15 protein-coding genes and 1 pseudogene are annotated in these 17,232 nt (G+C 67.8%); 9 read left to right on the forward strand and 7 right to left on the reverse strand.

Going from position 1 to position 17,232, the window contains the following annotated elements:
- Window positions 1-25 precede the first annotated feature (25 nt).
- Complete coding sequence (clpA, locus tag AC06FE_RS18355) at window positions 26-2,308, reverse strand: ATP-dependent Clp protease ATP-binding subunit ClpA (protein ID WP_132863520.1); 2,283 nt, start codon at window positions 2,306-2,308, stop codon at window positions 26-28.
- 277 nt (window positions 2,309-2,585) lie between these two features.
- Complete coding sequence (gene clpS, locus AC06FE_RS18360) at window positions 2,586-2,906, reverse strand: ATP-dependent Clp protease adapter ClpS (RefSeq protein ID WP_132863519.1); 321 nt, start codon at window positions 2,904-2,906, stop codon at window positions 2,586-2,588.
- A gap of 103 nt (window positions 2,907-3,009) precedes the next feature.
- Here clpS and AC06FE_RS18365 point away from each other — a divergent pair, with 103 nt between their 5' ends.
- The 6 genes from AC06FE_RS18365 (at window position 3,010) to AC06FE_RS18390 (ending at window position 7,284) form a co-directional block, all read left to right on the forward strand.
- A complete protein-coding gene (locus AC06FE_RS18365; RefSeq protein ID WP_192285785.1) occupies window positions 3,010-3,486 on the forward strand; it encodes a YbjN domain-containing protein in 477 nt (158 codons plus the stop codon).
- Between the two features lie 2 nt (window positions 3,487-3,488).
- Window positions 3,489-3,950 carry an NUDIX hydrolase gene (locus AC06FE_RS18370; protein WP_478073881.1) on the forward strand — a complete coding sequence of 154 codons (462 nt, stop codon included), beginning with the start codon at window positions 3,489-3,491 and terminating at the stop codon, window positions 3,948-3,950.
- Window positions 3,947-5,068, forward strand: a complete 1,122-nt coding sequence (gene mnmA, locus AC06FE_RS18375) for a tRNA 2-thiouridine(34) synthase MnmA (RefSeq protein WP_323439078.1) — start codon at window positions 3,947-3,949, stop codon at window positions 5,066-5,068. Before AC06FE_RS18370 ends, mnmA begins: the two co-directional genes overlap by 4 nt.
- A 9-nt stretch (window positions 5,069-5,077) precedes the next feature.
- A complete protein-coding gene (gene hflD, locus AC06FE_RS18380) occupies window positions 5,078-5,692 on the forward strand; it encodes a high frequency lysogenization protein HflD (RefSeq protein ID WP_313255912.1) in 615 nt (204 codons plus the stop codon).
- A gap of 124 nt (window positions 5,693-5,816) precedes the next feature.
- Window positions 5,817-7,007, forward strand: a complete 1,191-nt coding sequence (locus tag AC06FE_RS18385) for a methyl-accepting chemotaxis protein (protein WP_132863514.1) — start codon at window positions 5,817-5,819, stop codon at window positions 7,005-7,007.
- A gap of 85 nt (window positions 7,008-7,092) precedes the next feature.
- The gene (locus tag AC06FE_RS18390; RefSeq protein WP_192285791.1) at window positions 7,093-7,284 is read left to right on the forward strand and encodes a hypothetical protein; all 192 of its coding nucleotides are present in this window, start codon (window positions 7,093-7,095) and stop codon (window positions 7,282-7,284) included.
- A gap of 270 nt (window positions 7,285-7,554) precedes the next feature.
- On the opposite strand, the gene AC06FE_RS18395 is transcribed toward AC06FE_RS18390, so the two are convergent.
- Window positions 7,555-10,314 carry a bifunctional diguanylate cyclase/phosphodiesterase gene (locus tag AC06FE_RS18395; protein WP_478073882.1) on the reverse strand — a complete coding sequence of 920 codons (2,760 nt, stop codon included), beginning with the start codon at window positions 10,312-10,314 and terminating at the stop codon, window positions 7,555-7,557.
- 404 nt (window positions 10,315-10,718) lie between these two features.
- Here AC06FE_RS18395 and AC06FE_RS18400 point away from each other — a divergent pair.
- Both AC06FE_RS18400 and AC06FE_RS18405 read left to right on the forward strand, forming a co-directional pair.
- Window positions 10,719-11,684, forward strand: a pseudogene (locus AC06FE_RS18400) (sensor histidine kinase); the annotation flags it as partial.
- A 23-nt stretch (window positions 11,685-11,707) separates the two neighbouring features.
- Entirely contained in the window at window positions 11,708-13,438 is a 1,731-nt protein-coding gene (locus tag AC06FE_RS18405; protein ID WP_132863507.1) for an EAL domain-containing protein, read from the forward strand.
- Between the two features lie 44 nt (window positions 13,439-13,482).
- On the opposite strand, the gene AC06FE_RS18410 is transcribed toward AC06FE_RS18405, so the two are convergent.
- The 4 genes from AC06FE_RS18410 to flgA form a co-directional block, all read right to left on the reverse strand.
- Window positions 13,483-14,703 carry an ATP-binding protein gene (locus AC06FE_RS18410; RefSeq protein ID WP_132863506.1) on the reverse strand — a complete coding sequence of 407 codons (1,221 nt, stop codon included), beginning with the start codon at window positions 14,701-14,703 and terminating at the stop codon, window positions 13,483-13,485.
- A gap of 110 nt (window positions 14,704-14,813) precedes the next feature.
- Window positions 14,814-15,140 (reverse strand): flagellar protein FlgN, encoded by a 327-nt coding sequence (locus AC06FE_RS18415; protein ID WP_446541812.1) that lies wholly within the window; start codon window positions 15,138-15,140, stop codon window positions 14,814-14,816.
- A gap of 8 nt (window positions 15,141-15,148) precedes the next feature.
- A complete protein-coding gene (gene flgM, locus AC06FE_RS18420; protein ID WP_132863503.1) occupies window positions 15,149-15,451 on the reverse strand; it encodes a flagellar biosynthesis anti-sigma factor FlgM in 303 nt (100 codons plus the stop codon).
- A gap of 65 nt (window positions 15,452-15,516) precedes the next feature.
- On the reverse strand, window positions 15,517-16,161 hold the full coding sequence (gene flgA, locus AC06FE_RS18425) for a flagellar basal body P-ring formation chaperone FlgA (protein ID WP_132863502.1): 645 nt from the start codon (window positions 16,159-16,161) through the stop codon (window positions 15,517-15,519).
- A 110-nt stretch (window positions 16,162-16,271) separates the two neighbouring features.
- Here flgA and AC06FE_RS18430 point away from each other — a divergent pair, with 110 nt between their 5' ends.
- The gene (locus AC06FE_RS18430; protein ID WP_132863500.1) at window positions 16,272-17,216 is read left to right on the forward strand and encodes a chemotaxis protein; all 945 of its coding nucleotides are present in this window, start codon (window positions 16,272-16,274) and stop codon (window positions 17,214-17,216) included.
- The last annotated feature ends 16 nt before the right edge of the window (window positions 17,217-17,232 follow it).

Raw genomic sequence — 17,232 nt, forward strand, 5'->3', positions numbered from 1 at the left:
GGGTGTCCGGCATCAGCCGCCCGGCTTACTCGACCGTGGCCGGCAGCAGGTGCTCCGGCTCGGCCTGGGTCTCGACGATCAACTCGCCGTCGCGCACATCGATGCTGACCTTGCCGCCGTCCACCAGCTTGCCGAACAGCAGCTCGTCGGCCAGCGGACGCTTGATCTTGTCCTGGATCACGCGACTCATCGGGCGGGCACCCATCTCCGGGTCGAAGCCGTGCTGGGCCAGCCAGTCGCGGGCGGCCGGGGTGGCCGACAACGAGACGTGCTTGTCCTGCAGCAGCATCTCCAGCTCGATCAGGAACTTGTCCACCACGCGCAGGATGTGGTCGAAGCCCAGCGGCTGGAACTGCACCACCGCGTCTAGGCGGTTGCGGAACTCCGGCGTGAAGCTCTTGCGGATCACTTCCATCGCATCGGTGGCATGGTCCTGCTTGGTGAAGCCGATCGAGCGACGTGCCGCCTGGGTGGCGCCGGCATTGGTGGTCATCACCAGGATCACGTTCTTGAAGTTGGCTTCACGGCCGTTGGTATCGGTGAGGATGCCGCGGTCCATGACCTGCAACAGGATGTTGAAGATGTCCGGGTGCGCCTTCTCCACCTCGTCCAGCAACAGCACGCAGTGCGGCGTCTTGACGATCTTCTCGGTCAGCAGGCCGCCCTGGTCGAAGCCGACGTAGCCCGGGGGCGCACCGATCAGGCGGCTGATCGAATGCGGCTCCATGTACTCGCTCATGTCAAAGCGCACCAGCTCGATGCCCAACTGCAGCGCGAGCTGGCGGGTGACCTCGGTCTTGCCCACGCCGGTCGGGCCGGCGAACAGGAAGTTGCCGATCGGCTTGTCCGGGTTGCCCAGCCCCGAGCGCGACAGCTTGATGGCCGAGGCCAGGCTGTCGATGGCCGGGTCCTGGCCGAAGATCACCATCTTCAGGTTGCGCTCCAGGTGCTTGAGCACGTCCTTGTCGGTGGCGGTGACCTGCTTGGCCGGGATGCGCGCCATCTTGGCGATGATGGTCTCCACTTCCTCGATGTCGATGTGCGACTTGCGCTGCCCTTCCGGCAGCAGGCGCTGGCGGGCACCGGCCTCATCGATCACGTCGATGGCCTTGTCCGGCAGCAGGCGGTCGCCGATGTGTTTGACCGACAGGTCCACCGCGGCCTGCAGCGCGTCATCGCCGTAGGTCACGCCGTGGTGCGCCTCGTACTTCGGGCGCAGCCCCTTGAGGATCTCGTAGGCCTCGCCTACCGTCGGCTCGACAATGTCGATCTTCTGGAAGCGACGGGCCAGGGCGCGGTCCTTCTCGAAGATGCCGCGGTATTCCTGGAACGTGGTCGAGCCGATGCAGCGCAGCTCGCCCGAGGCCAGCGCCGGCTTGATCAGGTTGGAGGCGTCCATGGTGCCGCCCGAGGCCGAACCGGCACCGATGATGGTGTGGATCTCGTCGATGAACAGCACCGCGTTGGGGATCTTCTTCAGTGCGCCGATCACGCCCTTCAGGCGCTTCTCGAAGTCGCCGCGGTACTTGGTGCCGGCGACCAGCGCGCCCAGGTCCAGCGAATAGATCACCGCGTCGGCGAGCACCTCGGGCACCTCGCCATCGACGATGCGCTTGGCCAGCCCTTCAGCGATGGCGGTCTTGCCCACGCCGGCCTCGCCCACGTACAGCGGGTTGTTCTTGCGGCGGCGGCACAGCACCTGGATGGTGCGCTCGATCTCGTCGCGCCGGCCGACCAGCGGGTCGATGCGACCGGCCTTGGCCTGCTCGTTGAGGTTGCTGGCAAACTCGGTCAGCGAATCGCCCTTGGGCTCGCCCTCACCGCCCTCGGCACGGCCCTCGCCTTCCAGCGGCGAGGACATGTCCGACTCGTCGCCACTCTTGGCCACGCCGTGGGACAGGTAATTGACCACGTCCAGCCGGGTAACGTCCTGCTGGTTGAGGTAGTAGACGGCGTGGGATTCCTTCTCGCCGAAGATCGCCACCAGCACGTTGGCGCCGGTGACCTCCTTCTTGCCCGAGGACTGCACGTGGTAGACGGCACGTTGCAGGACGCGCTGGAAGCCCAGGGTGGGTTGCGTATCGCGGCCATCGTCTTCGGCCAGCAGCGAGACCGAGGCATTGATCGCCTTCTCCAGTTCGCTGTGCAGGCGCTCGAGGTCGGCTCCGCAGGCCTTCAGGACGGCCTGGGCGGATGCATTCTCAAGCAGGGCCAACAACAGGTGCTCCACCGTCATGTATTCATGACGGGCTTCCCGGGCGCGCTTGTAGCACTGACCAATGGTCTGCTCGAGGTCTTTACTGAACATGAGGCACTCCGGTTCCGGTTGCTGACAATATGCGGCCTGACTGCACGTTTTCCAGCACCCTAGCGGCGTTCATGTAGAGGCCACGTCAGCAGGAAGTGGGGATTCGTTCACCCGGTGAATCCGGCATTCAGCTTCAAGAGCAAGGCGTGACGGCCGTTGCGCCCCGAGGGGCGGCCAACGGTGGCGCAGGCGGGAAAGTGTTTCCCATCGGGGACACAGCCGGCGCCCTGGAAAACCGGCCCGGCAGGCAGGTGCGCGATCGGCGACGGCGGGCGGCTCAGGCGCGCTCCATCGTGCACAGCAGCGGATGCTGGTTCATCCGCGAGAACTCGTTGACCTGGGCGACCTTGGTCTCGGCCACCTCACGGCTGTACACCCCGCAGATGCCGCGGCCGCGGGTATGGACGTGCAGCATCACCTGCGTGGCCTTGTCCAGGTCCATCGAGAAGAAGTTCTGCAGCACCGTCACCACGAAGTCCATCGGGGTGTAGTCGTCGTTGAGCAGCATCACCTGGTACTGCGGCGGCGGCGCGATCTCGGGCTTGCCGGGGGCAACCAGCAGGCCGTGCTCGTTGTCATGTTGGGGCTTCTGGGGCATCGGGCAATTATAGCGGTTTGCCGGCTTCGACCTTCAGCCATTGGACGACACCCCCCTGCCCCCCGCACAATTTGCAGGTCAACCAACCACTGACGGGGAAAACATGAAGAAGTCTGTAACCGGCATCGTCATCGCAGCACTGATGACCGCAGCCGCAGGAAGCGCAGTCGCCGGTGAACCGGACCGTGCCATCGGTCGCCTGCTGGATTCACTGGAGTACAAGTACGAGGTCGACGAGGACGGTGACTACCGGCTGGTGTTCGAGCTGGACAACGACCGTACCCAGCTGGTCTACGTGCGCTCCAACGTCGAGTCCTACGGCACCCACAACGTCCGCGAGATCTGGTCGCCCGGCTACAAGTCGCCGAGCCCGGACTTCCCGGCCAGCGTCGCCAACCGCCTGCTCGAGGACTCCAATGCCTCCAAGCTGGGCGCCTGGGTGAAGCAGCAGGACCTGGCGGTGTTCGTGGTCAAGATCGACGCCGACGCCACTGCCAAGCAGCTTTCCGATGCCATCGACGCGGCCTCGGCCAGCGCCGACGAGATCGAGCTGGAGCTGACCAAGGCGGACGAATACTGAGCGTGGACACCGCGCAGCCCCCGCGCTGGTCGCCACGCGTGACCGTGGCCACCGTTGTCTCCCGCGCGGGGCAACTGCTGTTGGTGGAAGAGGAAAAAGGCGGCCGGCGGGTGCTGAACCAGCCGGCCGGCCACCTGGAGGCCGGTGAAACCCTGCTGGAAGCCGCCATCCGCGAAACCCGCGAGGAGACCGGCTGGGAGGTGAAGCTGACCGGCTTCATCGGCACCTACCAGTGGGTGGCCGGCGATGGCACGCCGTTCCTGCGTTTCGCCTTCGCCGCCGAGCCGTTGCGCCACCACCCGGAACAGGTGCTGGACGACGGCATCGTGCAGGCGTTGTGGCTCACCCCGACCGCGCTGCAGGCCGACATGGCCCGCCTGCGCAGTCCGCTGGTCTGGCAGACCGTTTCCGATTGGCTGGCTGGCCAGCGTTATCCGTTGTCGATGTTGAGGCAGGTGCAGTGAGTAGTCCCGGTGTAGTCGTAGGGGTGTCCGGTGGCGTGGATTCGTCCGTCGCCGCGTTGACCCTGGTCCAGAACGGCCTGGACGTGGCCGGCCTGTTCATGCAGAACTGGGCCGATGACGGCAGCGGCCATTGCCGCGCCGAGGAAGATCGCCGCGACGCGGTGGCGGTGTGTGGCCGGCTGGGCATCCCGTTCCACTTCCGTGATTTTTCCAACGAATACTGGCAGGGCGTGTTCGAGCACTTCCTCGCCGAATACGCGGCCGGCCGCACGCCCAACCCGGACGTGCTGTGCAACCGCGAGGTGAAGTTCAAGCACTTCCTGGACGCGGCCCGCGAGCTGGGCGCCGAGCGCATCGCCACCGGCCACTATGCCCAGGTGGTGGAGTCCGGCGGCCGTTGGCGGCTGCTGCGCGGCGCCGACCGTGGCAAGGACCAGAGCTACTTCCTGCACCAGTTGGGCCAGGCCCAGCTGGCGGCCACGCTGTTCCCGATCGGCCACCTGGAGAAGAGCGCACTGCGCCGAATCGCCCGCGAGGCCGGCCTGCCTACCCATGCCAAGAAGGACTCCACCGGCATCTGTTTCATCGGCGAGCGTGATTTCCGCGAGTTCCTGGGCCAGTACCTGCCCGCTCGCGAGGGCGAGATCCAGGACCCGGACGGCCAGGTGATCGCCCGCCACCCGGGCGTGTTCTATTTCACCCTGGGCCAGCGCGAGGGCCTGAACATCGGCGGCGTGCGTGGCCGTCCGGCCGCGCCGTGGTTCGTGGTCGGCAAGGACGTGGCGCGCAACGTGCTGTACGTGGACCAGGGCCATGACAGCCCGTGGCTGCAGTCCAACTGGCTGCGCAGCGAAGCCATGCACTGGATTGCCGGCGCGCCCCCGGCACGGCGCTTCGACTGCACCGCCCAGACCCGCTACCGCCAGCCGGACGAGCCCTGTACCGTCCAGGTACGTGACGATGGCACGCTGGACGTGCATTTCACCCGCCCGCAGCGAGCGGTGACCCCCGGCCAGTCGCTGGTGCTGTATGACGGCGCCGAGTGCCTGGGCGGCGCCGTGATCGCCGCCACCGATGCTCCCTTGGAGCGCCGGCTTGGCGCTCCCGTTTCCCCTTGAGAGGTAACCATGAGTTTTTCCATCGATGACCGCGTGCTTGCCGTGGCCGGCATTGCCCAGGCGCTGCAGCAGGTACGTCGCATCGCCGAAACCGGCCATTCGGACAACGCCATCGTGCGGACCGCGATGGACAGCGTGATGCGCATCGACGCGGCCTCCCCGGCCGCCGTGTACGGCAGCGTCACGCAGGTGGAGCCGGGCCTGCGCCTGGTGCGCGACTACTTCCGCAACCAGGGCAAGGACGACCTGCTGCCGCGCCTGGCGCTGTCAGTGATGCAGCTGGAGCGCCGCTTCGTCCGCGAAGACGCGGCCGTGGACAAGGTGACCGCCGGCATCCGGCGCACCGCCGAGCGCGCCCTGGAGCTGGGCGACAGCAGCCACCCGGACGTGTTGATGGCCATGGGCACCCTGTATGCCGACACCATCAGCCAGCTCAAGCCGCGGATCATGGTCCAGGGCAACCCGCACTACCTCGGCCAGGCCGCGGTGGTCTCGGAGATCCGGGCGCTGCTGCTGGCGGCGGTGCGCTCGGCGGTGCTGTGGCGCCAGCTGGGCGGCACCTACTGGGATTTCCTGTTCTCGCGCCGGAGCATGCTCGAAGCCATCGAGCGCCGCGTGCGTTGAGGCAACGGCCTGCCGCCCACCCCGGCCGCAGGCCTTCACGCCGATGTCCCCGGATTGCGCGCGCAGGGCTAAAGACACCCTGCCCACGGCCGATACAGCAACCGTGACTCTCCCGAGAACGTCCATGTACGCACGTATTGCAATCCGCCTGGCCGCCCCCCTGGTCCTTACTTTCCTGCTGCCGCTCGCCGTGGCATTCACCTGGCCCGCCGCGGTGCTCTGGGCAATCCTGACCACCATGGTGCTCAGCTGGCTGGTGTTTGCCTGGTGGAGCGTGCATTCGCAGACCCAACGCTCGCCCGAGCATGCCCGCGTGATGCGCGAACAGGACATGCTGCTCAACGAGCTGCGCAGCTTCGTCAGCAACGAGATCGAAGGTTCGCGCAATGAAGTCGAGCGCGCCCGCGAACTGATCCGCCAGGCCGTCGCCGGCCTGGGCAGCAGCTTCGATGCGATGAACCGCAAGTCGCGCCAGCAGAGCCAGGCACTGGCCCGCGTGGTCGACCGTGCCGGTGAAGACGGCAGCGCCGGCGTGGACGTGGCCCGTTTCGCCCAGCACGCCAGCCAGCAGATGGAACAGCTGGTCGAGGCACTGGAGGAAGTCAGCGGCCAGAGCAGCACCACCGTGCAGCACATCGACCAGATGGCCCAGCACCTGGATGGCATCTTCTCGCTGCTGGAGGACGTGAAGTCCATCGCCGACCAGACCAACCTGCTCGCCCTCAATGCCGCGATCGAAGCGGCCCGCGCCGGCGAAGCCGGCCGAGGTTTCGCCGTGGTGGCCGACGAGGTGCGCAACCTGTCCGAGCGTTCGACCACCTTCAACGAGCAGATCCGCAAGTTGGCCCACAGCTCCAAGGACGCCATCGCCAAGGTGCGCGAGACCGTCTCGCACATGGCCTCGCGCGACATGGACCGCTCGCGTGAAGCCCGCCACGAAGCCGCCGCCATGCTCGACAACGTGGCCGCGATCAACGCGTCGCTGGGCGACGGCATGCGCGAGATCTCCGAGTGCGGCCGCGCCATCGACGGCAGTGTCGCCGAAGCGGTGCGTGCACTGCAGTTCGAGGACATCGCCACCCAGACCCTGGGCGGCGTGCACACCCACCTGGACCGCCTGGGCACCATCAACCGCGAAGCCGTGGCCCTGCAGGAGCTGCTGCATCGCAATGGCGGCGTGTTCGATGGCGAACTGGTCAACGCCCTGCAGCGCACCGGCAGCCGCCTGCGCGAGCTGCGCAGCGAGTGGGAACGCCCGCCGCACAAGCCGGTGACCCAGCAGAGCATGGGCGCAGGTACGGTTGAGCTGTTCTGATACCCCACCAGGCGTCCAGAACCCGGCCCCGGCGAAAGCCGGGGCTTTGTCATGTCCGTCGCTGGGCGGATCACGGGAGACCCGGATGAGCCACCAAGCAGCCGATGACGGGGCGGTCTTGGCCGCCCCCTCCTGCCTGAGCCGCGCCGAACAGTTGCAGCGACTGGAGCAGTCCAGCCGCGACGAGCTGATGGCGCTGTACCGCGATGCACGGATTGGCGTGGCAAGCGAGGAGTGGCTGGTGACCAGCATCCAGTGGGACCTGGCGGTGGTCTAGGCGACGGACGCGATGCGTCGTCGCCATGGCTGCGGGACTTGCCGCTGCCCTGGGGCAGTTGGCCGGGGAAGCCGGAAGCGCGCCTGGACTTTGGTCGCAGCCGTGGTTTCGCCCCCGAGGGCGCTCCTAACGCGTCAGTGTTGTTGGAGCGGCCTTGGCCGCGATGCCGGTGTTGATGCAGACCATGTGCGTCGGTAACGCAATGCGGCTACCGGCTCCGGAGGCAGTCGTGGTTTCGCGCCCGAAGGTGCTCCTACCGGGCCTGCGCGCTCACAGGGTGGCGGTGATCCGGCTGTGTTCGGCCGGAGGAGGCGTGCTGGTGTCGCAGCCCCCCTCGCGCAGCCAGCGCATCATCTCGCGTGAACGCAAGGGCTTGGAGTACAGGTAGCCCTGCAGCTCGTCGCAGCCCTGCCGGCGCAGCATGGCTTCCTCGGCGGCGGTTTCCACGCCTTCGGCCACCACCCGCATGCCCAGCGCGTGGCCCAGGTGCACGATGGCCTGGGTGACCTCGGCGGTACCGGCGTCATGCAGCATGCCCTGCACGAAGCTGCGGTCGATCTTCAGCCGCTGCACCGGGAACCGGTTGAGGTAATGCAGGTTGGAGAATCCGGTGCCGAAGTCATCCACCGCCAGCGGCACGCCATGCTGCTCGAACACGTCGAAGCACTGGCGCAGGGCCTCGGTGTCGCGGATCAGGGCCGACTCGGTCAGCTCCAGCTCCAGGCGCCGCGGCGACCAGCCGTGACGGTCGCAGATCGCGATCACGCGCTCGGCGAAGCCACGCTCGCGCAACTGGATGGCCGAGACATTGACCGCGATGCGGTCAAAACGCAGCCCGGCCTGCTCCCAGACCACGGCCTGACGGCATACCTCGTTCAGGACCCAATCGCCGATGCGGATGATTTCCCCGCACTTCTCCGCGATCGGGATGAATTCGGCCGGACTGCAAGGACCGATGCGCGGGGTGTTCCAGCGCAGCAGTGCCTCGATGGAAGGTGCATGGCCTTCGCGGGTGTGGATCAGCGGCTGGTAGGCCAGGCTGAACTCGTCCCGGTCCAGTGCACCGTTCAATGCGTGCTCGATCTCGAGCAGCCGCTGGGTGCGCGCCAGCGCATCCTGGCTGTAGTACTGGTAGGTGTTGCGGCCGGCTTCCTTGGCGGCATGCATGGCCGCATCGGCCGCGCGCAGCAAGGTGTCGAAATCGTTGCGGGTCTCGTCCAGCAAGGCGATGCCCACGCTGGCGCCCACCTTGAGGGTGGCGTCCTCGCGATACAGCGGCTCGGCCAACGAGGCGATCAGCTTGCGGGCCACGTGGCCGGCGTCCTCCGGCTCGGCCAGGTTGCGCAGCACGACGATGAACTCGTCGCCGTTGAAGCGGGCGAACAGGTCGGCGTTGCGCAGATTCTGGTGCAGGCGCGAGGCCGCGGCCTTGAGCAGGATGTCGCCGGTGGCATGGCCGAAGGTGTCGTTGATGCCCTTGAAGCCGTCCAGGTCGACGAACAGCATGGCCAGTATCGCGCCGCGCTCGCGCGCTTCGAGGATGGCCTCGGAGGCCTGCTCGCGTAGCAGCATGCGGTTCGGCAGACCGGTGAGCAGGTCGTAGTGGGCCAGCAGTTCCAGGCGCTCATCGGCCTCGCGCTCGCGGGTGATGTCGCGGAACAGCACCACGTGGCGCTCCGGCAGGCCGTCGCGGCGGTCCAGCTCGATCAGCACCTGCACCCAGACACGTTGTCCGGAGGGACGATAGAAGCACAGGTCCAACTGCTCGGGCAGCCCGCCTTGGGCGATGCGCGCCAGGGCCGCCTCGAAGCTGTCGCGCGAGTCCGGCGTGTAAAGGGCCAGCGCCTGGTCCAGCGTGACCGGTGCCTTGCGCAGGCCATGGATGCGGTAGCACTCCTCGGTCCATTGCATCTCGCGGGTGCTGGCCTCGATCTCGCAGCCCCCGATCCTACCCAGCGCGGATACGCGGTTGAGCAGCTCGGTACGCCAACGGATCAACGCGTCGGTACGGTGCTGGCCGCTGATGTTCTGTACCTGGCCAACCACGCGCCGCAGCCGCCCGGACGCATCGTGCTCGGGCTCCAGCCAGACCCGCAGTTGCTGTTGCAGCACCGGCTCGCGGCCCCAGCACACTTCGAACTCGGTGGCCTGCGGGTCGGCATGCAGGCGTCGCCAGACCGTCAGCAGGTGGCGACGGGCGTCGCGCCCGAGCTGCCGCATCCAGCCCCAGCCCGATGGCAGGGAGCCTGCCTCCACGCCGATCGCGGCATGGCTCTCGGGCGACCATTGCATCCGTTGCCGGCCGCAATCCCAGCTCCAGCTGCCCATGCCGGCCACGCGCTGGGCGCGGCACAGCAGCGCGTGCTGCGCACGCAGGTCGTCTTCCAGCGCCTTCAGCGGCTGGATGTCGGTGTAGGTGCCGGCCATGCGCAGCGGCTGGCCGTCGGCCGCGTGCGCCACCACCCTGCCGCGGTCCAGCACCCAGCGCCACTGGCCCTGGGCGTCACGGATGCGGAACTGGCAGGCGAAGGGCTGCGCGGGGTCGTGCAGGTGCGCGGCGATGGCCTGGCGCAGCAGCGGCTGTTCGTCCGGATGCACGCTGTCCATCAGCCGCAGCTCGGTGTGGGTTCCGTGCGGTCCACGGCGGGTGAGCCGGTCGGCGGCCACGTCCCAGTCCCAGGCGACGTTGCCACCGGCCTCCATGGCCGCCAGCCATTGGGCGGCGTGCGCGGAGGCGTCGGTGGAGTACGAATACAGGTAGCCGAGCAGGCTCCCGCCCGGATCGTGGATGGCGCTGAGCCAGCCATCCAGCCGCGCCTGGCCATCCGGCAACGGGCAGCTGACCGCCTTCTGCCCAGGCGCCTGCGCCCGACAGCCCGCCAACTGCGCGCAATAGCGCGACAAGCGTTCGTGCAGGCGCAATTCCCTGGCCTTGGCGTTGGCCGCCAGGGGCTGTCCATCCACGTCCAGCAGCACCAGGGCCGCGTTCAATGGGTGGTTAAGCAGGCTTGCGATTACCCCGCGATCCACGCGCTCTTTCTCCTGCCCGGGAATCCGGGGACAGGAGTGATAACGGCAGCAATCCGGTGGAATTGAGCATTACGTCGCGCGGCACCCGGACAACTCGTTAAGATGACATCACGCAATCCATACCCAGCATGTCGAACATGGAAGCCGGCAAGGCCCCCATTCCACCCGCGTCCGTGCCTGTCCGTCGCCTCCAGCGACAGCACCGCGTGCTTTTGCGGGTGGTCGGGCTGTGCGGGCTGGTGCTGGCCGTGGCATTTCTGTTCATGCGGCTGCTCGCCGGCAGCCCTTCAGAAAATGTGATGTTCATCGCAGTGGCGTTGACCGTTGGCGGGATCCTGATCGGCTGGCTGTGCCGTCCGTCCGGCATGCGGCAGGCCCCCACCCCACCGGCGGCGCCCTCGTCCTTCAGGCAGATCAGTGACAACCTGCCCGACGCGGTGATCATCGCCGGCGCCGACCAGGTGCTGTACGCCAACGCCTCTGCCGGGCGCATGCTCGGGATCCGCACCGGGATGCCCGCCACCGCACTGTCCGAACTGCGCGCCGCGCGCACCCAACAGCCCTCGCTCGCGCGCCCGCTGCTGCATCACCCCTGCGGCGGCGCGTTCCAGGCCTCGCTCAGCGCGGGCCCGGTGGTTCATGAAGGCCTGGCCGCCGAGCGCTTCGTCATCCGTGACCTGAGCGAGCTGGAACAGGGACGCGCCGCGCTGGCAGCCAGCAATGCCGAACTGCAGGCCATGGCCGGGCGGTTGTTCTCGCTGCAGGAGGACGAACGCCGCTCGATTTCCCGTGACCTGCACGACGACATCGGCCAGGCGATCACCGCGATGAAGCTGGCTGCCTTCGCCGCCCGCGAGGAAGAGCTGGCCGAACGCCGCCGCGAGGACATCGACCAGATCATCGAACTGGCCGACAGCACCGTGATCCGGTTGCGCAACCTGTCCATGCTGTTGCGCCCGCCGCAGCTGGACGCGCTCGGACTGGAGGCTGCCTTGCGCTGGCAGGCCGGCATGCTGTTCCGCTCCACGCCGGTGGAGCTGCTGCTGGACGTGCGCACGCTCAGCCAGCGCCCGGGCAACGAGGTGGAGCAGGCCTGCTTCCGCATCGCCCAGGAAGGGCTGACCAATGCGCTGCGCCATGCCCGTGCCAGCCAGGTCTCGCTGTTGCTGCAGGACGCCCCCGAAGGCGGCCTGCACCTGCGGGTGATCGACGATGGCGAGGGATTCGACCCCAACGGACCGCGCGGATTGGGCATGATCGTGATGCGCGAACGCGCGCAGAGTGCCGGTGGCCGCCTGCGCATCGAAACCGCGCCGGGCGAAGGCACCTGCATCGACCTGCACCTGCCCTGCCCCGCGCTCCCGCATTAACCGATTTTCCAGGACCCCCGCCGATGTGGAATTCCCCCGCCGCCGTGCTTGCCGATCGCAACGATGTGCGCCCCGTGCGCCTCGGCGCCGGCAATCCCGAGTTCGCCGCGATGGTCGAGTCCGCTCGCCGCAACGGCCCGTCGATGATGCTGTTGCACCTGGACATCGACCACTTCGCCTCGGTCAACGAGAACATGAGCGCCGAAGTGGGCGACCAGGCACTGGTGCTGATCGCCGACCGGCTGCGCAACTTCCTGGATGGCCGCGGCAAGCTGTGGCGGCATGGCAGCGATGAGTTCCTGATCGCGGTGGAGCGCGGCGGTAATGTGCCGCCACCGGAGGAACTGGCCGAACAGCTGCGCCAGCAGATCGAGCTGCCCCTGTCGGTGTTGCCATACACCCTGTTCCTGACCGGCAAGATCGGCGCGGCGCTGTGCCCCGAACATGCCACCAACCCCACCACCCTGCTGGACCTGGCCGAGGATGCGCTGCACCAGGCCGCGCGCGAGGGCGGCAACGCGGTGCACGTGCACGTGCTGCACAAGCCCAGCAGCGCGCACAGCGAGAGCATCATTTCGCGGCAACTGGTGGATGCCATCGACAACGGCGAGCTGCGCCTGCGCTACCAGCCGCTGGTGAGCGCGCGCGACGGCCACGTGGTCGGCATGGAGGCGTTGCTGCGCTGGCAGTCGCCCACCCTCGGCATGCTGGTACCCGAGCGCTTCATGCGCACCGCCGAGCGGCTGGGCATCATCGTGCAGATCGGTGCGTGGGTACTGGAGATGACCCTGCGCCAGGCCCGGCTATGGCGCGACCAGGGCTTCGAGGACTTCAATGTCGCCGTCAATGTCTCCACCCTGCAGCTGCTGCGCCCGAACTTCTTCACCGAGGTGATGGCGCTGCTGCAGGGCATCGGCGTCCCCCCGCGCATGCTGACCCTGGAGATCAACGAAAGCGCGCTGACCAACAACGTCAACTTCGTCCACGAGACCCTGGCCAACCTGCGCAACGAAGGCATCAGCCTGTGCCTGGACAACTTCGGCACCGGTGATTCCAGCCTGAGCGCATTGGTCCGCTATCCGGTGGACAAGCTCAAGATCGACCGCAGCTTCATCAAGAGTGCGCCGGCGGCCAACCGCGAGGCGGCCATCAGCCGCGCCATCATCGCCATGGGCCACCAGCTGGGCATGACCGTGATCGCCAATGGCGTGGAATCGCAGGCACAGCTCGGCTTCCTGCGCCGCAATGACTGTGATGTGTTCCAGGGCTACCTGTTCGGCGAGCCGATGTCCTCCGACGCGGCCGGCATGACGTTGCGCCGTCGCTACCTGCGCCCGGAAGCCTTCGCCGAGACCCGCCCGGACCGCACCCTGCTGCTGCTCGATGACGAGGAGAACGTGCTGCGTTCGCTGGTGCGCCTGTTCCGCCGCGACGGCTACCGCATCCTGGCCGCCGGCAACGTGCGTGACGCCTTCGACCTGCTGGCGATCAACGACGTGCAGGTGATCCTGTCCGACCAGCGCATGAGCGACATGAGCGGCACCGAGTTCCTGGGCCGGGTGAAGATGCTCTACCCGGACACGATCCGGCTGGTGCTGTCCGGCTACACCGACCTGAACACCGTCACCGACGCGATCAACCGCGGCGCGATCTATCGCTTCCTGACCAAGCCATGGAACGACGATGAGCTGCGCGAGCACATCCGCCAGGCCTTCCGCACCCACGACGAGAAGCGCGGCGGGATTCCGACGTAGCGCCGGCGTGGACGGGCGGTTCGGCTTCGCGCCCGGGGGTGCTGCTACTTGGGCTGGCGGACCGGCAGCACGATGCGGAAGCGCGAACCTTCGCCAACCGTGCTCTCCACGTCGATGCGGCCGTGGTGCTTGTTGATGATGCCGTAGGAGATCGACAGGCCCAGGCCGGTACCGCTGCCCACCGGCTTGGTGGTGAAGAACGGGTCGAAGATGCGCTGGCGCAGTTCCGGCGAGATGCCGGCGCCGTCGTCCTCGAACTGCACCCAGACCTCCTCGCCCTCCACCCCGGTGCTGACGATGATGTTGCCGCGCTCGGCGATGGCGTGGCCGGCGTTGAGCAGCAGGTTCATGTAGACCTGGTTCAACTCCGACGGCAGGCACTCGATCATCGGCAGTTCGCCGTAATGGCGCTCCAGCGTGACCTTGTACTTGAGCTCGTTCCAGATGATGTTGATGGTCGACTCGAGGCCGGCGTGCAGGTCGGCCAGCTTCCAGGACTCGTCACGGCCGGAGTACGAGAAGTCCTTCAGGTCGCGCACGATACGGGTCACCCGCTCGATGCCCTCGCGGGATTCGGCCATCAGCTGCGGCAGGTCGCGGCTGATGAAGTCGATGTCCAGGCGGTCGCGGATGTCGTCGATCTCGGCGATCAGCGCCTTGGGGTCCGGCGCGCGCAAGGCGCGCTCGTAGGCCTCGATGACGGTGAACAGGCTGCGCAGGTATTCCTGCAGGCTGCCCAGGTTGGAATGCACGTAACCGATCGGGTTGTTGATCTCGTGGGCCACGCCCGCGGCCAGCTGGCCGATGGAGGCCATCTTCTCCGACTGCAGCAGCTTCTCCTGGGCGCCGTTGAGGCGCAGGTAGGCCTGGCGCAGCTCGGCGTGGCGCTGCTGCAGCTCGCGCTCGTAGTCCTCCGGGCCATCCACCTGCTGGAACAACGCCAGGAAGGATTCCCCGGCCGCGTCGGCATGGTGATGCAGGTGCACGGTGATCACGCGCTCGCCGATCGGCAGGCTGCCATTCCAGTTGCCGCTCTCGCGGACCTGCGGGATCGCGAAGGACGGCAACAGCCGTTCCAGCTCGCGGGCCAGGCCGCTGCTGCCGGCTTCATCGACGCCGAACAGCTCACGCACCAGCGCATTGGCGATGCTCACCTCCAGCCGGTTGTTGAACACCAGCAGGCCATGCTTGACCCGCTCACCGAGGGCGCGCAGGGCGGCCGACGACGGAAGGGGGGCCAGGGAAGGGGTATCGATCTGGGTCACGGCGGTACGGCACTGAAACGGGGCCGTCACTATAGCCGGATGCCGGCAGGCGTTTGCTGCCGGACTGCGCGTTTGCGCGCTTCAACAGCCGCCGCAGCGGGCGGCCGGACTCAGGCCACTGCCAACGGTCGGCGTGCCTGCAGGGTTTCAGTCTGGCCCTTGGCGTCGTATGCCGGGGCATCCTCGCTGCGTCCGAGCTGGCGCAGGGTCCAGTTGACCTCGCGGCGGCGGCGCGACAGCAGTACGCCGTTGGCCTGGTTGCGTTCGGCCAGTTCCTTCAGGCGACCGGCAGCGTTGAGCGGCGGATTGCGCTCCAGTTCGCGCAGGGCTTCGAGCTTCCGGCCGGTCGCGGCGACCAGTGCCGGCACGTCATGCTCGACCAGGGCGCGCTGCTCGCCTTCCAGCGCCTCGCTCAACCGCTGCAGCGGATCGGCCATGGTGAGGTTCATCCCTGCAGCTGCCGGTCCAGGTCCAGCATGCGCGAGGCAATGGCGTCGGGGTTGATCCGGTAGCTGCCGTTCTCCAGGGCCTGGCGCACGGCCTGCACGCGGGCCGGGTCGATGGCCGAGGCGTTGCTCAGCTCGCGCTGCATGGCCTGCAACTGGGTGGCTTCACCGGTCAGGCGGACACTGTCGGCCGCCTGCACCGCCTGGGCCTTGGACTCGCCGGCCGGGGCGACCCGGGTGTTGACCGCAATACTGCGCATCTGCGCCGCTGCTGCGATTCCGCCGTCGATTTTCTGGCTCATGTGATGGGATTCCTGATTCGGTTCGAAAACGATAACGGCAGCGGCCGGGGGTTCTTTAGGGAAATTTACCGGCTGACCAGCACATCGCCGGCCGCCGTGGTGACACCCTGCATCACCCGGCGTGAAGACAGGTTCTCGACCGACACCCGCTCGCCCTCGCCGGCGTCGCCCAGGGCACGGCCCGCCATCCGGACTTCCACCCCGCCCCGCCGCGAGACCAGGGCGACGCTGTCACCCCGACGGACGATCCGCTGGGCCACCAGGTCGCTGGACGAGAGCAGGCTGCCGGCACTCAAGGTGCGCCGCGCGACCCGTCCCACCGCCAGTTCAGGCGCCGAGAGTACCGCGCCGGCAATCCGCGCGGTGTCGCGCCGGACCGTACTGATATCGGCCGCGGCCAGGGTTTCTCCAGCGGCCACGCCGCGTGCCAGCACCAGCACGGCCTGCTCGCGGCGCACCTTGACCGGTACGAACAGGCGCCAGCCACCGGCGTCCGGGCAACTCACCTCCACCGTGGTGTTGGCCGTGGCCTGGGCCCGCAAGCCCTGCGCGCAGCGCGGCATGCGCAGGCCGGCGTCGACCCCGGCCTCGCCCTGCTCCCCGGTCGCCAGGGTCGACAACGCCGCCACACGGATGCTCTCCACCGGCTGGAACTCGGTGGCAAGGGCACTCAGCGGCAGCAGCAGGCTGGCCAACAGGAACAGGCGCATGGATCTGGGCTCCGGACAAACGACTCCAGCCCGGTCACAAGCAAGCGGCGTGCCAGAACCCGGCCCAGGCCGGCCTCAAGTTGTCCCCGACCCGCGCCGATACAGGCTGCATGTCACAAGACCTGCTCAATCGCATCGACCAGCGCACCCGGCTGGCCGGCCACAATCGCCTCGCGCTGCTGCTGTTCCGCCTTGGCGGCCGTCAGCTTTTTGGCGTGAACGTGTTCAAGGTGCAGGAAGTGCTGCGGCGCCCGGCGTTGTTCCAGGTGCCGGGCCTTCCCGGCCAGTTCGCCGGCGTGGCCGACGTGCGCGGGCGCTCGGTGCCGGTGTTGGACCTGGGCCTGGCGATCGGCCACCCCGAGCGCGAGCCGGAAGCCGATACTGCCCCGGGCTACCTGGTGGTCACCGAATTCAACCGCTCGGTGCAGGGCTTCCTGGTCAGCGGCGTGGAGCGGATCGTCAACATCGCGGTGGAGGACATCCAGCCGCCACCGGAGCTGGGTGCCGAGTCCACCTACCTGACCGCGGTGACGCGCTTCCAGGGCGAGCTGATCCAGGTCATCGACGTGGAAAGCGTGCTGGCCGACATTGCCCAGGTCCGCGGCGAGGCCGTGCTGGATCCATCGATGGCGCTGCCGGCCGACGCCCCGCCGATGCAGGTACTGGTCGTGGATGACTCGCGCGTGGCCCGCCAGCAGATCCGCAGCGTGCTGGACCAACTGGGGGTCACCGCCACCCTGCTGTCCGACGGCAAGCAGGCGCTGGAGCACCTGCTGCAGATCCAGGCCGCCGGCGAAGACCCGGCGCAACGCTATGCCATGGTCATCTCCGACATCGAGATGCCGGCCATGGACGGCTACACGCTGACGACGGAAATCCGCCGCCATCCGGGCCTGTCGGGCCTGTACGTGCTGCTGCACACTTCCCTGTCCGGCGTATTCAACAACGCCATGGTCGAGCGCGTCGGGGCCAACGCCTTCGTCGCCAAGTACAGCCCGCACGAACTGGCCGACTTCGTGCTGCAGCGCCTCCGGCACGTAGCTGAAGCGGCCTGAGCCGGGGCCGGAAGCG

This window comes from Stenotrophomonas sp. Steno-C18, assembly GCF_056393195.1.